Below are 13,995 nucleotides of genomic sequence, written 5' to 3'. Positions count from 1 at the left end.
CCGCGAACCCCTAGGTTGCCGACGCCGGCCCCAGCGCCCCGTGCGCGTGGGGCCGGCGTCGTTGCGTATGCTTCCCGTTCGGTCCCCGGGTCACCGAGGGCTACCATGTGGCCATGCGTAACGTCAGCCTCGTATCGGAACGTCTGTCCCTAGACCCGCCCTGCGCCGACGACGTCGCGGCGATCGCCTCGGCGTGCCAAGACCCGGAGATACCGCGGTGGACGGGGCAGGTCCCCACCCCCTACGACGAAGACGACGCCCTCGAGTACATCGAAGGGCTCGTGGCCCCCGGGTGGGCGAGGGGCGATTGCCTGAGCTGGGCCGTGCACCTCAAGGAGGACGGGGTGCGGCCGAATGACGGAAGCCTCATGGAGGTCCCTAAGGAGGCGGCGGAGCAGACGCCGGGGCATGAGAATCTGGGGCTCTTCACCGGGATCGTGAGCTTGAGCCTCTGCGGCTCGGGTGGCGCGTCCATCGGGTTTTGGACCGCGCGCGCCGCCCGCGGCCTCGGCGTGACCCGGGAAGCCTGCGAGCTCGTGCTCGACTTCGCCTTCCGTCCCTCGACGGACGCCTCCGACCACCAACCCCCGGGGCTCGGTCTCCACCGCGTCGAGTGGCGCGCGATGGTCGGCAACGTGGCCTCCGCAGGTCTCGCCCGGCGCATGGGATTCAGCTACGAGGGCCTGCTGAGGCGGGCGTTGCGGGCCGTCGACGGGCGCATCCTGGACGTGTGGATCGCGGGGTTGCTCGTCGAGGATTCCCGCGAGATGAAGGGGTGGCCGGACCACGTCTTCGACGCCGTGGGCTGACCCGCGGCGGGGCGCCCGGACGCCGGGCCGGGGCCCGATGCTCCCGTGACGATTTATGACAAATTTTAGTTTTGTGCCGTCTGACTAGGGAAAACAATCACGGCGAGGATTCGTGGATGAATGAACCCTCCAATTTCGTGACCGTTTCTTTATAAAATTCTGCCTGTCTCGAGAGCGATCACTCATGCACCTTGCCGTGCTCGGGGCGAATTCCACGTGTTAACTATCGTCACCATTTGAACGGAGCCTTGACCATGGGCCACTCGAAGTCCCGCCGGTACGTCCCGCGCCATGCCACCGCTCGACGCGGCATGGTTTCCACGGTGCAGGGGGCTTTCGGCTCTCGAAGCACCCGCGTTGCCATCGCGGCCTCCGCGCTGGCAACCACCGCGCTGACCGGCATGCAGTTGCACAGCGCGACCCCGGCTCACGCGGCTACCCAAGATCTGGTTCGGGTCGGGGATGCGCAGCGCCAGTCCGACACCCAGCGCCTGCTCGACGGCATCAATGCCTACCGCATGTCGCGTGGGCTGAACCCCGTCACGTACTCCGCTCGCCTCAGCGAGATCGAACAGCCACACTCCGACGCCCAGATCGTGGCCGAGAACTACTATCACACCAACGACTTCCTCACGGATGCGAGGGCGGGCCGCTACACCCACGCCAACGAGGTCATCGCGCTGAGCTACCAGCGAGACGTGATGCAGTTGTTGGCGTGGTGGAAGACCTCTCCCGCCCATAACGCCGCGATCCTGAACCCGAACGCACAGGTCATCGGGATCGGATTGAGCTACGCCGACGGGCGGTTGAGCAACACGGGGCAGCCCTGGCAGATCCTCGGCAGCGTGAATCTCTACGGGTACCGCAATGGCGGCGCCCCGGCCGACGCCTCGCCCACGGTGGGCGGCGGGGTCATGCCTCAGTCCTCTTCCTTCACCCCTTACGGGGCCATTGGCGTCACCTACGCGACCAACGGTGGTTCCGGGGCCTTCGGTCGTCCGGTCATGGCCGAGAGCAACGCGACCGGCGGACGTTACCAGATCTTCGAGGATGGCTCGGGGCGTCGGTTCAAGTTCCTCTGGAGCGAGAGGACCGGAGCCTACATCGTCAAGGAATTCGGCGGGATCGGGAAGTTCTGGTCGGCCGCCGATTACGAACGCGGCTACGGATTCCCGGTCTCGAACGAGTACCGGTACGGAAACGAGATGCGGCAGAACTTCTCCAAGGGATACGTCATCGGATGGAATATCTACGACGGGAGCATCCGCGTCTACCGGTGACCCCTTCGGCACCGCTTAACATGGGAGGGTGACCTCCTCTCAGCCCGCCCCGCACCTGACCCGTAGCATTCTCTTCCTGATGTGCTTGGCCACCGGGTTGTGTGCGGGTGGCAACTATTTCAACCAGCCGCTGCTCGACGAAATCTCGCACGCACTGGGCGTCAGCACGGCCACCGCGGCGACGTCGGTGACCGTGGCGCAGGTGTCCTACGCGGTGGGGCTGATCTTCTTGACCCCTCTCGGTGATCTCATGGAACGCCGGAAACTGACGGTCGGGCTGATCGGTCTCACCGCGGTGGGGCAGGCCTTGGCGGGATTCGCTCCCGCCTTCGGGGTCTTCATGATCGGCGTCGCCGTGGCGGGGCTGTTCTCTGTCGCGGCGCAGGTTCTGGTGCCTTACGCCGCGATCCTCGCCCCCGCGGGAAAGGGTGGCAAGGCCGTCGGGACCGTCATGTCGGGCCTGCTGGTGGGCGTGCTTCTGGCCCGCGCGGTGGCCGGGGTCCTCTCCGACATCGGCGGATGGACCCTGATCTATCACGTCTCGGCCGTGCTCATGATCCTTATCGGGATCGGCCTGTGGCGGGTGCTTCCGCCCTCGTATCCCGAGAATCCCCCGAACTATCTCGGCCTCGTCACCTCGATGGCGCGGATGATCCGCCGTCACCCGAGGCTCCGGACGCGCTCGCTGATCTCGGGGATCTCTTTCGCCTCGATGAGCGCGATTTTCGCGACGACCACCCTGTTGCTTGCCGGTGATCCCTTCCGCCTGAGCCCCACGGTGATCGGTCTCGTGGGCCTGACCGGACTTGCGGGCGCCCTGATGGCCAGCGTGGCCGGAGGCATGGTGGACAAGGGGCATGGCCGACGGGGCACTTTGATGGGGCTCGTCGCCTTGGCTCTCGGGTGGGCCGCCTTCTACCTGGGCGGCCACAGCGTGATCTGGTTCTGCGTCGGCATGGTGCTGACGGACGTCGGCATCCAATTGGTGCACATCATCTCGATGAATACGGTCTATACCCTCGACCCGTCGGCTCGAAACCGCCTTAACTCGGTATACATGACCGTTTATTTCGTGGGCGCGGCGGTGGGGTCTGGCGTGGGCGTTTGGGCCTGGAGCGTCGGGGCGTGGCTCGCGGTCTGCATCGCCGGAAGCGTCATGACGGCGCTGTGCGTCGTGATTTGGCTGCGGGACATCGCGCTCGAAAAGCGTGAACGCATCCCGGCCTGAGTCTCACCTGCGTGCCGACTAGGAAAGTTGTGTGCATCACGTAATATAGTGATGCACACTATTTTCCCCACCGTTGAGGTAAATCATGTCGAGACTGAACCACGTATATCGCACCGCCGGATTGGCCGCCATCGGAGTCCTGGCCCTGGCGGGCTGCGGAGCCGGGGGCTCGAGCGCGTCGGGCGACTCTTCCTCGGAGACGTCGATCTGCAAGAAGGACGCCTCGGATAAGACCAGCATCGATTCGGCGCCGAAGGCGGATTGGAAGCCGAGTTCCTTGGACGTCAAGGTTCCGAGTTCCGATGAATACGGCCCCGAAAAAACCGATGACAACAAGGTGCCCTCGTGCTTTGCGCATTCTCCCGAAGGGGGACTGTTTGCCGCGACGCAGTACGGCACCCCGCTGGTGATCGGCGACTACAAGCTGATGAGCGAGATCACCAGCACGCAGGCCATCGATAACTCCGACCGCGACAAGCTGGTCGAGGAGTATAAGGATAAGCCCGCCGAGTACGCCGGTCAGGAAGATCAGCTCAAGGGCAAGATCCAGGTTTCCGGATACAAGGTCACGGATTACACCAAGGACAAGGCCACCTACGAGATCGCCTTCGGCATGGATTCGAAGGAATCCCTCGGCGTTATGACTTTCACGGTGGAGTGGAAGGACAATGACTGGCGCTTCGACGCGAGCGAAGAGAACCAGTCTAAATACGGCTTCAAGGAAGGCGGGAGCACCGACGGCTTCACCAAGTGGGGCCCCGATGCCGAGAGCGGCTCCTCGGCCTCCTCGTCGTCCTAAGGTTGCGGAGCTGGGAACGTGACTCCCGCGCAACAACGAGCCCGGCCCCGGAGAGGAATTCTCCGGGGCCGGGCTTGTCTGTGCCAGGGGCTAGGCGGTTCGCTGCCTCTTGGACGAGATCACGCCGGTGTTGAAGCCGGCCAGGTGAAGTCCTCCGTGGAAGCGCGCGTGCTCGATCTTGATGCACTGGTCCATGACCACGTTGAGTCCGCCCTTTTCGGCGATCGCGGCCGCTTCCTCGTTCCAGGACCCGAGCTGTAACCAGAGGGTCTTGGCGCCGACGGCGACGGCTTCCTCGGCCACGCCGGGGAGGTCGTCGTGGCGTCGGAACACGTCGACGACGTCGGGAACCTCGGGTAGGTCCGCGAGCGAGGCGTAGACCTTCTGGCCGAGAACCTCCTTGCCCTTCTCCGCGAGGATCGGATTGACGAAGTAGACCCGGTACGGCGAGCTCGACAACAGGTACGTCGAGACAAAGTACGAGGCGCGGGCCGGCTTATCGGACATGCCGATGATCGCGACCGATCGGGTGTTGTGCAGGATGTTGAGTCGTTCCGGGGCGCTCGGGCCCTGCCAGGACCGCTCCGAATTCTGTGACTGGGTCATTTCGTGGCCTCCTGCTCGGTCGCGGAATCTCGGGTCAGGCCGGTGGCGGCGGTCAACGCCTGGTCAAGATCCCAAATGATGTCCTCGGGGTCTTCCAGGCCGACGGAGATGCGAATGAGATCCGCACCGACACCTCCCGCCTCGAGCTGTTCGGGGGTGAGCTGCTGGTGGGTCGTCGAGGCGGGGTGAAGCACCAGGGTTCGCGCGTCCCCGATATTCGCCAGGTGGCTCGCGAGCTGCAGGTTCTCGATGAAGCGTCCGCCGACCTCGCGTCCGTTCAGGCCGTTCGCCTCGGCCACGCCGAAGCTGAAGACCGAACCCACGCCCAAAGGCAAGTACTTCTGCGCGCGCTCGTAGTGCGGGTGGTCCGGCAGGCCGGCGTAGTGAACATATGCGATGCGCGGGTCCGTATTGAGCCACTCGACGACGTTGCGGGCGTTGGCCAGGTGTGCGTCCATGCGCTGGGGGAGGGTCTCGAGGCCCTGGATCAGGGAAAAGGCCGACTGTGGGGCCAACGAGGGGCCGATGTCGCGCAGCTGTTCGGAGCGCAATTTGGTCAGGAATCCGTATTCACCGAAATTTCCCCACCAGGAGACGCCGTTGTACGAGGGCACCGGCTCCGTCATCGACGGGAAGTTGCCGTTGCCCCAGTCGAATTTCCCGGATTCCACGACGACGCCGCCCAGGGTTGTGCCGTGACCGCCGATGAACTTGGTCGCGGAGTGAATCACGATGTCCGCGCCGTGCTCGAAGGGCCGGATGAGGTACGGGGTCGAGATCGTGGCGTCCACGATCAGGGGGATTCCTGCCTCGTGGGCGATCTCGGCGAGCCCCTCCAGATCGGCGACCTGGCAGGCCGGATTCGAGACGGCCTCGGTGTAGATCGCGCGGGTGTTCTCCCGGATCTCGGCCTTGAACGCGGCGGGGTCCATCGAGTCGACGAAGCTGGTCTCGACCCCAAACCGACGAAGCGTGACGTCGAGCTGGGTCACGGTGCCGCCGTAGAGCTGCGAGGAGGAGACGATGTGGTCCCCGGCCTGGGTTAGGGCGGCGAAGGTGATGAATTCGGCGGCCATGCCCGAGGACGTGGCGACCGCGCCGATGCCGCCTTCCAGAGACGCGACGCGCTCCTCGAAGGCCGCGACGGTCGGATTGCCGAGCCGCGAGTAGATGTTTCCATACTTCTGGAGCGCGAACAGGTTGGCCGCGTCGTCGGAGTCCTTGAAGACGAAGGAGGTCGACTGGTAGATCGGCACGGCGCGGGCGCCATGTTCCGAGTCGGGTGTTCCGCCGGCGTGCAGGGCGCGGGTGCGGAATCCAAAGCTGTGTTCGGCCATGTGAGTCCTTTTCGGGGTCGATTCTCGCCGTGAAGGGTTTTCCTCCATCGTCCGGGCCGGGGCTGGGCGGGTGCAACTATTGCGATTGTGTCGGTTCGAGGACGAATGTGACGCGCGCCGGCGCCCGGAGTATCCGGGAATATCCACTGACTAGACCAGATGCAGTGACTGCACAAACTTGGCATTCATAAGCACGCTGATTATTGTGGCAGTGGGAGTCTGTGTTCACAGTCTCCGTTGAATCACACCACTAGGAACACCATGAGCGAATTTCTTCGCCAGCGTTGGGGGCAGATCCTCTTCTCCAGCTGGCAACACATGAGCCTCGTGGTGCAGTGTCTGGTGCTGGCTACGATCATCGCTATCGTGCTGGCCGCGCTGTGCTATCGAAGCCGGGGGCTGACCTCCGTGGCCAACAACGTCTCGGCCGTAGGCCTGACCATCCCTTCCTTCGCGCTGATCGGCATCTTGATCGTGCCGCTCGGCTTCGGTGTGGTCCCCGCGGTCGTGGTGGTGACCTTCTTCGCGATCCTCCCCATCCTGCGCAATGCGGTGGTGGGCCTCGCGGGGGTCGACCAAGCCACCATCGAGGCGGCGCGCGGCATCGGCATGGGGCGGTTGAAGACCTTCTTCAAGGTCGAGCTTCCCCTCGCGTGGCCCGTGATTCTGGCCGGGATGCGCGTCTCGGCGCAGATGACCATGGGCATCGCGGCCGTGGCCGCCTACGCCCTCGGCCCCGGACTCGGCGGATACATCTTCTCGGGGCTGTCCCGCCTCGGCGGGGCCAACTCCCTCGAATCCGTGGTGACCGGCGTCGTCGCCGTCATTATCCTCGCCCTCATCCTCGACGTGGTGCTGATCCTCGTCGGCCGACTGACCACCTCAAGGGGTATCCGTGTCTGAGAACCTTCATAGCAACGCCAGTTCCTCCCACGCGGCGGGCCACGACGTCGACACCACCGCCGGTGGACAGGCCCGGTCCGGCGACGGCGCCGCCGACAGCGCCAAGGGCGCGTCCATCCTCATCGAGAACGTCACCAAGCGCTACGGCTCGGGCAAAAAGCCGGCCGTGGACCAGCTGACCCTCGAGATCCCCGCGGGCCAGACGATCATGTTCGTCGGCCCGTCCGGTTGCGGCAAGACCACCACGCTCAAGATGATCAACCGGCTCATCGAGCCCACCGAGGGACGGCTGATCCTCGGGGGCAAGGACGTCACCAAGATCAACGGCGATAAGCTGCGCCGCACCATCGGCTACGTCATCCAGGCGGGTGGGCTCCTGCCGCACCTGACCGTCGCGGCAAACATCGGCTTGGTGCCCAAGATGCTCGGGTGGAGCAAAAAGCGCATTGCCGACCGGGTCGATGAGCTCCTGGATCTGGTGTCCTTGGACGCCGACACCTACCGGGACCGTTACCCGCGTGAGCTCTCGGGCGGTCAGCAGCAGCGCATCGGTGTGGCCCGCGCGCTCGCCGCGGACCCGCCCGTGCTGCTGATGGACGAACCCTTTGGCGCCGTGGACCCCATCACCCGTCAGCGCCTTCAGGACGAGCTGATCAACATCCAGAATGAGCTTCGGAAGACCATCGTGTGCGTGACCCACGACTTCGACGAGGCCGTGAAGCTTGGCGACTGGATCGCCGTGTTCGATGAAGGCGCCCAGATCGTTCAGTACGACACACCGGAACGCATCCTCGCGAATCCGGCGAACGACTTCGTCGCGAACTTCATCGGCTCGGGGGCTGGGCTCAAGCAGCTCGGCCTGGCCCGAGTCGGCGAGGTTGACCTGATCCCGGGAGTCCTCGGGCGACCGGGCCAGGACGCGCAGGAGCTGTTGCGCCACGTCGATATGGCCGGCCTGAACAGCGCCGTGATCCTCGACGAGCGCGAACGCCCGATGCGGTGGCCCTCGAAGGAGGAGCTCGGCCGCATGACCACGGTGCCGAACGACGTCGACCCGAACCTGCCGCTGGTGAGCACCCGGTCGACCCTCAACAACGCCCTCGACACCATGCTCGTGGCGAGCACCGGTGAGGCCATCGTGGAAGGGGCCCGGGGACGCTACGAGGGCATCATCACCGTCGAGACCGTGATGAACGCGATCACCGAACTGCGCACTCACAAGCCGGGGGAGTACACCCCGGTGGGCAACAACACCGGGGAGATCCCGGTGGCCGAGGTCGCGGGCGGCGAGCAGGGCGCCGGGCGCGAGGCTGCCGGGGTCGAGCCCTGGAACGAGGGCGGTGACCGTTCATGAGCCAAGCCGCTGAGACGAGCGCCGTCGATGCTGGCGGGCGCCGGTGGATCGGCCTGGTCATCCAGCCGATCGTCATCATCCTTGCCTTGCTCGCGATCATCTGGTGGCTCACCCACGCGAACCTGACCGATGCGGAGAAAGTGACGCTCGCGCCCAAGGACCTCGTGGATATGACGCTTCAGCACCTGTGGCTGACCGTGGTCGCCGCGGTGGTCGTGCTGGTCCTGGCGATTCCCCTTGGTGTCGTCCTGACCCGCAAGTCGCTGCGCTGGCTCGGGACGCCGATCATGTTTGTGGCCAACCTCGGCCAGGCGGCCCCGCCGGTCGGACTGATCGTGCTGTTCGCCTTTTGGCTGGGATTCGGTTTCCAGGCCTCCGTGATCGCGCTGATCCTCTACGCCTTCCTGCCCGTCCTCAAGAACACGATGGTGGGCCTGGACGCGGTCGATGCCCGGGTCGTCGAATCGGCCAAGGGCATGGGTATGTCCACGATGGGCGTGCTGATGCGGGTCGAGCTTCCGCTGGCCCTGCCCATCATGCTGGCCGGTATTCGCACCGCGCTGGTCCTGCTGGTCGGCACGGCCACTCTGGCGACCTTCGTGGACGGTGGTGGGCTCGGGCTGTTGATCACCACCGGCGTGAACCTCTCCTTGAACAGCGTCCTCATCACGGGATCGCTTCTCGTGGCCCTCCTGGCCTTGACCGTGGACTGGATCGCTCGCGTCTTCGAGCAGGTCGCCCGACCGAAGGGAATCTAACCATGTTCGGAAAAAAGAAGCTCAAGGTCGCGACGCTGGGCGTCGTTGGGCTGATGGCGTTGAGCGGTTGCGGATTGCAGCCGGCCACGTCGACCCTTCCCGAGCTTCAGGAAGGAACCCTGAAGCCCATCGAGGGGGTCAACGACGAGAAGGTCACCGTGACCTCGAAGAACTTCACGGAGCAGCTGGTTCTCGGGAAGATCGCGGTGCTCACCGCCGACGCCGCCGGATTCGACGTGACCGATATGACCAACGTCCCCGGCTCGCAGCCGTCGCGCAACCTGATGACCAGCGGCCAGGCCCAGATCGGTTGGGAGTACACCGGAACGGCCTGGCTGACGTACATGGGCGAGAAGGAAGCGATTCCGGACGCCCAGAAGCAGTGGGAGGCCGTGAAGGACAAGGACGCCGAGAACAACCTGACGTGGGGGAAGCCGGCACCGTTGAACAACACCTACGCTTTTGCGGTGCGGGAGGACTTCGCCAAGAAGAACAACATCAAGAGCCTGGACGACATCGCCAAGGTTCCCGTGGATCAGCGGACCATGTGCGTGGAGTCGGAATTCAATTCCCGCAGCGACGGGCTGAACCCGATGTTGGAGAAATACGGGCTCAAGCGCGGTGCTCCGGATGGCATCCCGAATAGCAATATTTCCGTGATGGATACCGGCACCGTGTACGCGGCGACGGCGAAGGGCGACTGCAATTTCGGTGAGGTCTTCACCACCGACGGCCGCATCCCGGCCCTGAACCTCACGGTGCTGCAGGATACGCGTGAGTTCTTCCCGAAATACAACGGTTCGCCGGTCTTCAACACCGACCTGGTGAAAAAGCACCCCGAATTGGAGGATCGCTTCCAGCAGGTCTCGAAGCTCTTGGACGATAAGACCATGCAGGACCTGAACTACCAGGTGGACGTCGAGGGCAAGGACCCCGGCGACGTCGCCCTGGACTGGATGGACAAGCAGGGATTGGTGAAGAAGGAATAGCGGAGGGTCACCCGCGAGAGAAGCGGCACGGGCCAGTGGGCCCGTGCCGCTTCTGTCGTTCTCGGGTCTAGTTTTTCGGCAATCGGCGTTTCTTGCGTTTTTCGTGAATGCTCCAGAAATTCATGCCAAATGCTAAGAGCGTCCAGAGAAGGAAGAGCATCGCCTGGAAATATCCGCTGCATTCTATGGTCGAGGCGACGTGGATGAGCGATAGCGCCGCGAGGCCCGGATTGAGAAGCTCGATCATGTGTTCCAACGATTCATTACGTTTTGTCATGACGTTGTTTACTTGTCAAACAATCTGGCTTTAGAGAAGTGATCACCAATAGGAACCATGTCATCGTCGCCAATACGGCGATAATTCCTATGAGTGGCCCGCTGGTTTGGAAAGTGGAGGGGAGTTGAATGGCCGCGAGGTACCCGAGCCCGTATATTGCATAGTGCGTCAGGCTGGGTGGCGAGTATATTTTCTTGCGCATCGATACCGCCTGGGCTGAATGGGAAATAATACGTTGGCCGACATGACTGGCCTGAACGAAATTTCAAGCGTCGCCATTGGGGAGCTGGTGGCGGTCAAAGATTTGATCTCCATTGATCCTCCCGGGTCCTCAAAACTATGAGGTAAAAGTATTCCGGGAGGGTGGGGAGGTCAACGGATTTTTCGATTTTCGCCGGTTACCACGCGTCGCTATTGATCGATCCCGGACGTGATGTGGTGAAACGGAACACAGTTCACTTTTGAAACAGTTCGTCACATTCGGTGGTGGGGCTTGATGGCTATGCGGTCTGCCGGCGGAGCAACTCCGTCAGCGCCGCGACCCCCTCGGCCTGTTCGTGCCACCCGGTGCGAATCAGCGCCTTGCTGACCGCCTGTGGGGACACATCCAGGGCCTGCGCGATCGCGCCGTGCTGGCCCCGAACGCCGGGCACCAGCAGGTCGACGACTCGCCATTCCGCCTCGGTCCGGGCGCAGATGAGACGGGATATCAGGCGGGCCAAGCTCGTGGCGGCGTCCGCCAGGGTCGGGTCCGGCCCCTCGACGGCAATGTTCCTCACCGTGGCATGTCCCGTTTCCGGTCGCGGTGAACAGCGTTCCGCCGCCGCCCGGGCGTAGGAGAGGGCGACCTCCGCCGCGTCGTCGAGCTCCGACGGGCAGGCGCCTAGCCCCACGGTGACGCCGGACGAGCGGAGCCCGTTAAGGGCGGCGTCGACGGCCGGGTTCGGGCGTTCGTACGACGCCCCGATTTTTCCCGTGCCGCCGCCGAGGTCTGCCTTGATCATCTCGGCGGCGCCGGGCAGGGCCGCGAGGCGTTCACCGAGGCCGGGAGCCTCGGGGGAGGCGATGAAGAGGGCGTACATAGTCGACCATTATGCCTGGAGGGCGCCGGTTCACCGGGAAGCGCACCCTCGGGCCTAGCTGGTCGCCCGCCGGATGGACTCCCGCAGGGCATCGAAGTGGGAGCCCAAAAGTTGCGAGGCCAATTCCTTGTGCCCGGCCAGAACGGCGTTCAGGATGTCGCGGTGCATCTTGGCATTCTGGAGAGCCACGGGCGCGGACTGGCCGACGCTGTCGCGGATCCTGTCGTAGACCGACCAGAAGACCTCCAGCAGGCGCGTGAGGAGATCGTTGGCGAGGGGTCCGAAGAGGAGCCGGTGGAACTCGTGGTCCAGCTCGGCGCTCATCGTGCCGTCGTGTGCCGCCCGCTCCATGCCGGCCACGCACTCCTCCAGGGATGCGTGATCCTCCGGCGTCATCGCGTCCATTGCGGGCCCGATGAGCGTTGACTCGAGGGCTTGGCGCACCTCGATGACGTCCAGGGCTTCCTTGCCCTCGCGGTGGAGGGACATGCGGGCGTGGAACTCCAAGCCCAGGGCCAGGGCCCGCAGGTTCTTGTGGCCGACGAACATCCCGTAGCCGTGCCGCACCTCGACGATCCCCATGGACTGGAGGACCTTGAGCGATTCGCGCACCGTATTGCGGCCGACGCCGAGCTCGTCGACCAGCTCGTACTCCGTGGGCATCGGGTCGCCGGGGGCCAGCCCTCGGTCGAGGATGATCGCCATGATGTCCTGTTGGAGTTCGTGCATGCGTTCCGTCGCGCCAGCCCGCTTCTTCGGGACTCTTCTCTCGCCGCCCATGTGCCCCCGCTCGTCGTCGTGTTCGTCGTATTCATTGTGCATGGCGCCGCGGCTTTCCAGCGTGAGAAGTGTAAACAGAGTGATGTTGACAACATCTCGCGCTCTTACTACATTGAAGCATCAAGCATAGGACATCCTACATCCGACGTGGCGGAGGCCCACATGAAGCCCCAGTTCTCGACGACGCAGTCGATGACCCCTCACCGCTTCTCGCGGAGAGGTTTTTTGAAGACGGCCGGCGGCCTGAGTGCCGCCCTGGCCTTCACCGCCGGACTCTCGGCCTGCTCGGCAGAGGGCGCCCCGACCAAGCGGCGCATCGAAGCCGGTATCTCTTATACGTTGTCCACCGGGTTCGACCCCATGATCACCACCGGCGCGACGCCGATGGCGGTCAACCTGCACGTCTTCGAGTCTCTCGTGGACCTGCACCCGGCGACCCGCGAGCCGTATCTGGCCCTTGCGGCCAAGATGCCGACTCAGGTGGATCCCACGACCTACGACGTCGAATTGCGTTCGGGTGCGAAGTTCCAGAACGACGCACCGGTGACCGTGGACGACGTCGTCTACTCCTTCCAGCGGGTCCTGGATCCCAAGAACAAGTCGGCGTTGTTCCAGTTCATCTCGTTTATCGACAGCGTGGAACCTCGCGGGGATCGCGGAGTGCGCTTCCACCTGAAGCAGCCCTTCGCGGTCTTCCTGGAACGCCTGTCCTGCGTCAAGATCGTGCCGCGGGCCGAGGTCGAAAAAGACCCGAAGGGCTTCGACGCTCACCCGATCGGTTCGGGCCCCTACACCTTTGTCCGGGCCCTGAAGGATAACCGCATCGAATTCACCAAGTTCGACGCCTACAACGGTCCGTATCCGGCGAGCGTGGACGAGATGACGTGGTTCCTGCTCTCGGACTCCGCCGCCCGCGTGACGGCCCAGGACTCCGACCGCGTGCAGGCGATCGAGGACGTCCCCTATCTGGACTCCGAGTGGCTCTCTCAGCGTTCGGATCTGAAGAAGGTCGCCTCCTTCGGTCTGCTCTTCGCGATGTTCAACCTGCAGAAGCCGCCGTTCGACAAGGTCCAGGTGCGTCAGGCGTTGCATTACGGACTGGACACCCAGAGGGTCATCGACCGGGGCCTGCTCGGAAACGGCACGGCGGCGACGTCCTACATGCAGCCAGAACACCCGGACTACATGCGCGCCAGCACCGTCTACGACTACGACCCCGACAAGGCCGTGCAACTGCTGAAGGCCGCGGGCGTGGACTCCCTGGACTTCACCGTGATGGCCACGGACACCTCGTGGGTCAAGGACGTCATGCCGGTGATCCTCGAATCGTGGAACGCGATCCCCGGCGTGACCGCGGGCCTGAAGGTCATGCAGTCGGGCGCCCTGTACGCGCAAAACATCGATACGGGCCAATACGAGGTCTGCGTGGCCCCGGGCGACCCGTCCGTGTTCGGCAACGATCTCGATCTCCTCCTTTCCTGGTGGTACCGGGGAAAGGGCTGGGCGGACAAGCGCTATCACTGGGCGGGAAGCCCCGAGCACACCCGGACCGTGGAGCTCATGGACCGCGCGGTCGGCACCACCGACCACGACGAAGCCAAGAAGTACTGGAGCCAGGCGATCGACATCATCGCCGAACAGGTCCCGCTGTACCCGCTCTTCCACCGGAAGCTTCCGACCGCCTGGCACGGCAACGAACTCAAGGGCTTCCAGCCCCTGCCGACCACCGGCCTCTCGTTCCTGGGAGTGGAGCGAGCATGACCACCTTGTCCTTCCCGCTCGCGAACCTAGGA

Annotated in this window: 14 protein-coding genes; 9 read left to right on the top strand and 5 right to left on the bottom strand. The window is 64.2% G+C overall.

The window, feature by feature from the left end; genetic code table 11:
• Nucleotides 1–113: 113 nt before the first annotated feature.
• From CURSPS6_RS02200 to CURSPS6_RS02185, 4 genes are all read left to right on the top strand, one after another.
• Nucleotides 114–809: a GNAT family N-acetyltransferase gene (locus CURSPS6_RS02200; protein ID WP_030013800.1), complete on the top strand. Its 696-nt coding sequence runs from the start codon at nt 114–116 to the stop codon at nt 807–809.
• A gap of 236 nt (nt 810–1,045) precedes the next feature.
• Nucleotides 1,046–2,089 (top strand): CAP domain-containing protein, encoded by a 1,044-nt coding sequence (locus tag CURSPS6_RS02195; RefSeq protein WP_152978031.1) that lies wholly within the window; start codon nt 1,046–1,048, stop codon nt 2,087–2,089.
• 28 nt (nt 2,090–2,117) lie between these two features.
• Complete coding sequence (locus CURSPS6_RS02190; protein ID WP_030013797.1) at nt 2,118–3,317, top strand: MFS transporter; 1,200 nt, start codon at nt 2,118–2,120, stop codon at nt 3,315–3,317.
• An 85-nt stretch (nt 3,318–3,402) separates the two neighbouring features.
• The gene (locus CURSPS6_RS02185) at nt 3,403–4,116 is read left to right on the top strand and encodes a hypothetical protein (protein WP_030013795.1); all 714 of its coding nucleotides are present in this window, start codon (nt 3,403–3,405) and stop codon (nt 4,114–4,116) included.
• Between the two features lie 90 nt (nt 4,117–4,206).
• Here the strand turns inward: CURSPS6_RS02185 and CURSPS6_RS02180 are convergent, their stop codons facing one another.
• Complete coding sequence (locus tag CURSPS6_RS02180; protein ID WP_030013794.1) at nt 4,207–4,722, bottom strand: CoA-binding protein; 516 nt, start codon at nt 4,720–4,722, stop codon at nt 4,207–4,209.
• The gene (locus CURSPS6_RS02175; protein WP_035810018.1) at nt 4,719–6,059 is read right to left on the bottom strand and encodes an O-acetylhomoserine aminocarboxypropyltransferase/cysteine synthase family protein; all 1,341 of its coding nucleotides are present in this window, start codon (nt 6,057–6,059) and stop codon (nt 4,719–4,721) included. Before CURSPS6_RS02175 ends, CURSPS6_RS02180 begins: the two co-directional genes overlap by 4 nt.
• A gap of 261 nt (nt 6,060–6,320) precedes the next feature.
• On the opposite strand from CURSPS6_RS02175, the gene CURSPS6_RS02170 reads away from it, so the two are divergent.
• The 4 genes from CURSPS6_RS02170 (at nt 6,321) to CURSPS6_RS02155 (ending at nt 10,063) form a co-directional block, all read left to right on the top strand.
• Nucleotides 6,321–6,962 carry an ABC transporter permease gene (locus tag CURSPS6_RS02170; protein ID WP_030013788.1) on the top strand — a complete coding sequence of 214 codons (642 nt, stop codon included), beginning with the start codon at nt 6,321–6,323 and terminating at the stop codon, nt 6,960–6,962.
• A 115-nt stretch (nt 6,963–7,077) separates the two neighbouring features.
• Complete coding sequence (locus CURSPS6_RS02165; RefSeq protein WP_051687543.1) at nt 7,078–8,316, top strand: ABC transporter ATP-binding protein; 1,239 nt, start codon at nt 7,078–7,080, stop codon at nt 8,314–8,316.
• Nucleotides 8,313–9,074 (top strand): ABC transporter permease, encoded by a 762-nt coding sequence (locus CURSPS6_RS02160; protein WP_030013784.1) that lies wholly within the window; start codon nt 8,313–8,315, stop codon nt 9,072–9,074. Before CURSPS6_RS02165 ends, CURSPS6_RS02160 begins: the two co-directional genes overlap by 4 nt.
• Nucleotides 9,075–9,076: 2 nt before the next feature.
• On the top strand, nt 9,077–10,063 hold the full coding sequence (locus CURSPS6_RS02155; RefSeq protein WP_030013783.1) for a glycine betaine ABC transporter substrate-binding protein: 987 nt from the start codon (nt 9,077–9,079) through the stop codon (nt 10,061–10,063).
• A gap of 67 nt (nt 10,064–10,130) precedes the next feature.
• On the opposite strand, the gene CURSPS6_RS02150 is transcribed toward CURSPS6_RS02155, so the two are convergent.
• The 3 genes from CURSPS6_RS02150 to CURSPS6_RS02140 form a co-directional block, all read right to left on the bottom strand.
• The gene (locus CURSPS6_RS02150) at nt 10,131–10,340 is read right to left on the bottom strand and encodes a hypothetical protein (protein ID WP_152978030.1); all 210 of its coding nucleotides are present in this window, start codon (nt 10,338–10,340) and stop codon (nt 10,131–10,133) included.
• A 500-nt stretch (nt 10,341–10,840) separates the two neighbouring features.
• Complete coding sequence (locus CURSPS6_RS02145; RefSeq protein ID WP_051687529.1) at nt 10,841–11,422, bottom strand: hypothetical protein; 582 nt, start codon at nt 11,420–11,422, stop codon at nt 10,841–10,843.
• Nucleotides 11,423–11,476: 54 nt separating this feature from the next.
• Nucleotides 11,477–12,244: a FadR/GntR family transcriptional regulator gene (locus tag CURSPS6_RS02140; RefSeq protein ID WP_235503655.1), complete on the bottom strand. Its 768-nt coding sequence runs from the start codon at nt 12,242–12,244 to the stop codon at nt 11,477–11,479.
• 120 nt (nt 12,245–12,364) lie between these two features.
• On the opposite strand from CURSPS6_RS02140, the gene CURSPS6_RS02135 reads away from it, so the two are divergent.
• Complete coding sequence (locus CURSPS6_RS02135; protein ID WP_200910816.1) at nt 12,365–13,963, top strand: ABC transporter substrate-binding protein; 1,599 nt, start codon at nt 12,365–12,367, stop codon at nt 13,961–13,963.
• Nucleotides 13,964–13,995: the final 32 nt, after the last annotated feature.

Source organism: Curtobacterium sp. S6 (genome assembly GCF_000710345.2).
Lineage (GTDB): Bacteria > Actinomycetota > Actinomycetes > Actinomycetales > Micrococcaceae > Rothia.
Note: the sequence above shows the minus strand (reverse complement) of the source record. Positions and strands in the feature narration are given on the sequence as shown.

Excerpts from the sequence above, each read along its gene's own strand:
- CURSPS6_RS02200 (WP_030013800.1), top strand. The coding sequence starts at position 114 with ATGCGTAACGTCAGCCTCGTATCGGAACGTCTGTCCCTAGACCCGCCC.
- CURSPS6_RS02185 (WP_030013795.1), top strand. The coding sequence starts at position 3,403 with ATGTCGAGACTGAACCACGTATATCGCACCGCCGGATTGGCCGCCATC.
- CURSPS6_RS02180 (WP_030013794.1), bottom strand. The coding sequence starts at position 4,722 with ATGACCCAGTCACAGAATTCGGAGCGGTCCTGGCAGGGCCCGAGCGCC.
- CURSPS6_RS02175 (WP_035810018.1), bottom strand. The coding sequence starts at position 6,059 with ATGGCCGAACACAGCTTTGGATTCCGCACCCGCGCCCTGCACGCCGGC.
- CURSPS6_RS02170 (WP_030013788.1), top strand. The coding sequence starts at position 6,321 with ATGAGCGAATTTCTTCGCCAGCGTTGGGGGCAGATCCTCTTCTCCAGC.
- CURSPS6_RS02160 (WP_030013784.1), top strand. The coding sequence starts at position 8,313 with ATGAGCCAAGCCGCTGAGACGAGCGCCGTCGATGCTGGCGGGCGCCGG.
- CURSPS6_RS02155 (WP_030013783.1), top strand. The coding sequence starts at position 9,077 with ATGTTCGGAAAAAAGAAGCTCAAGGTCGCGACGCTGGGCGTCGTTGGG.
- CURSPS6_RS02150 (WP_152978030.1), bottom strand. The coding sequence starts at position 10,340 with ATGACAAAACGTAATGAATCGTTGGAACACATGATCGAGCTTCTCAAT.
- CURSPS6_RS02145 (WP_051687529.1), bottom strand. The coding sequence starts at position 11,422 with ATGTACGCCCTCTTCATCGCCTCCCCCGAGGCTCCCGGCCTCGGTGAA.
- CURSPS6_RS02140 (WP_235503655.1), bottom strand. The coding sequence starts at position 12,244 with ATGCACAATGAATACGACGAACACGACGACGAGCGGGGGCACATGGGC.
- CURSPS6_RS02135 (WP_200910816.1), top strand. The coding sequence starts at position 12,365 with ATGAAGCCCCAGTTCTCGACGACGCAGTCGATGACCCCTCACCGCTTC.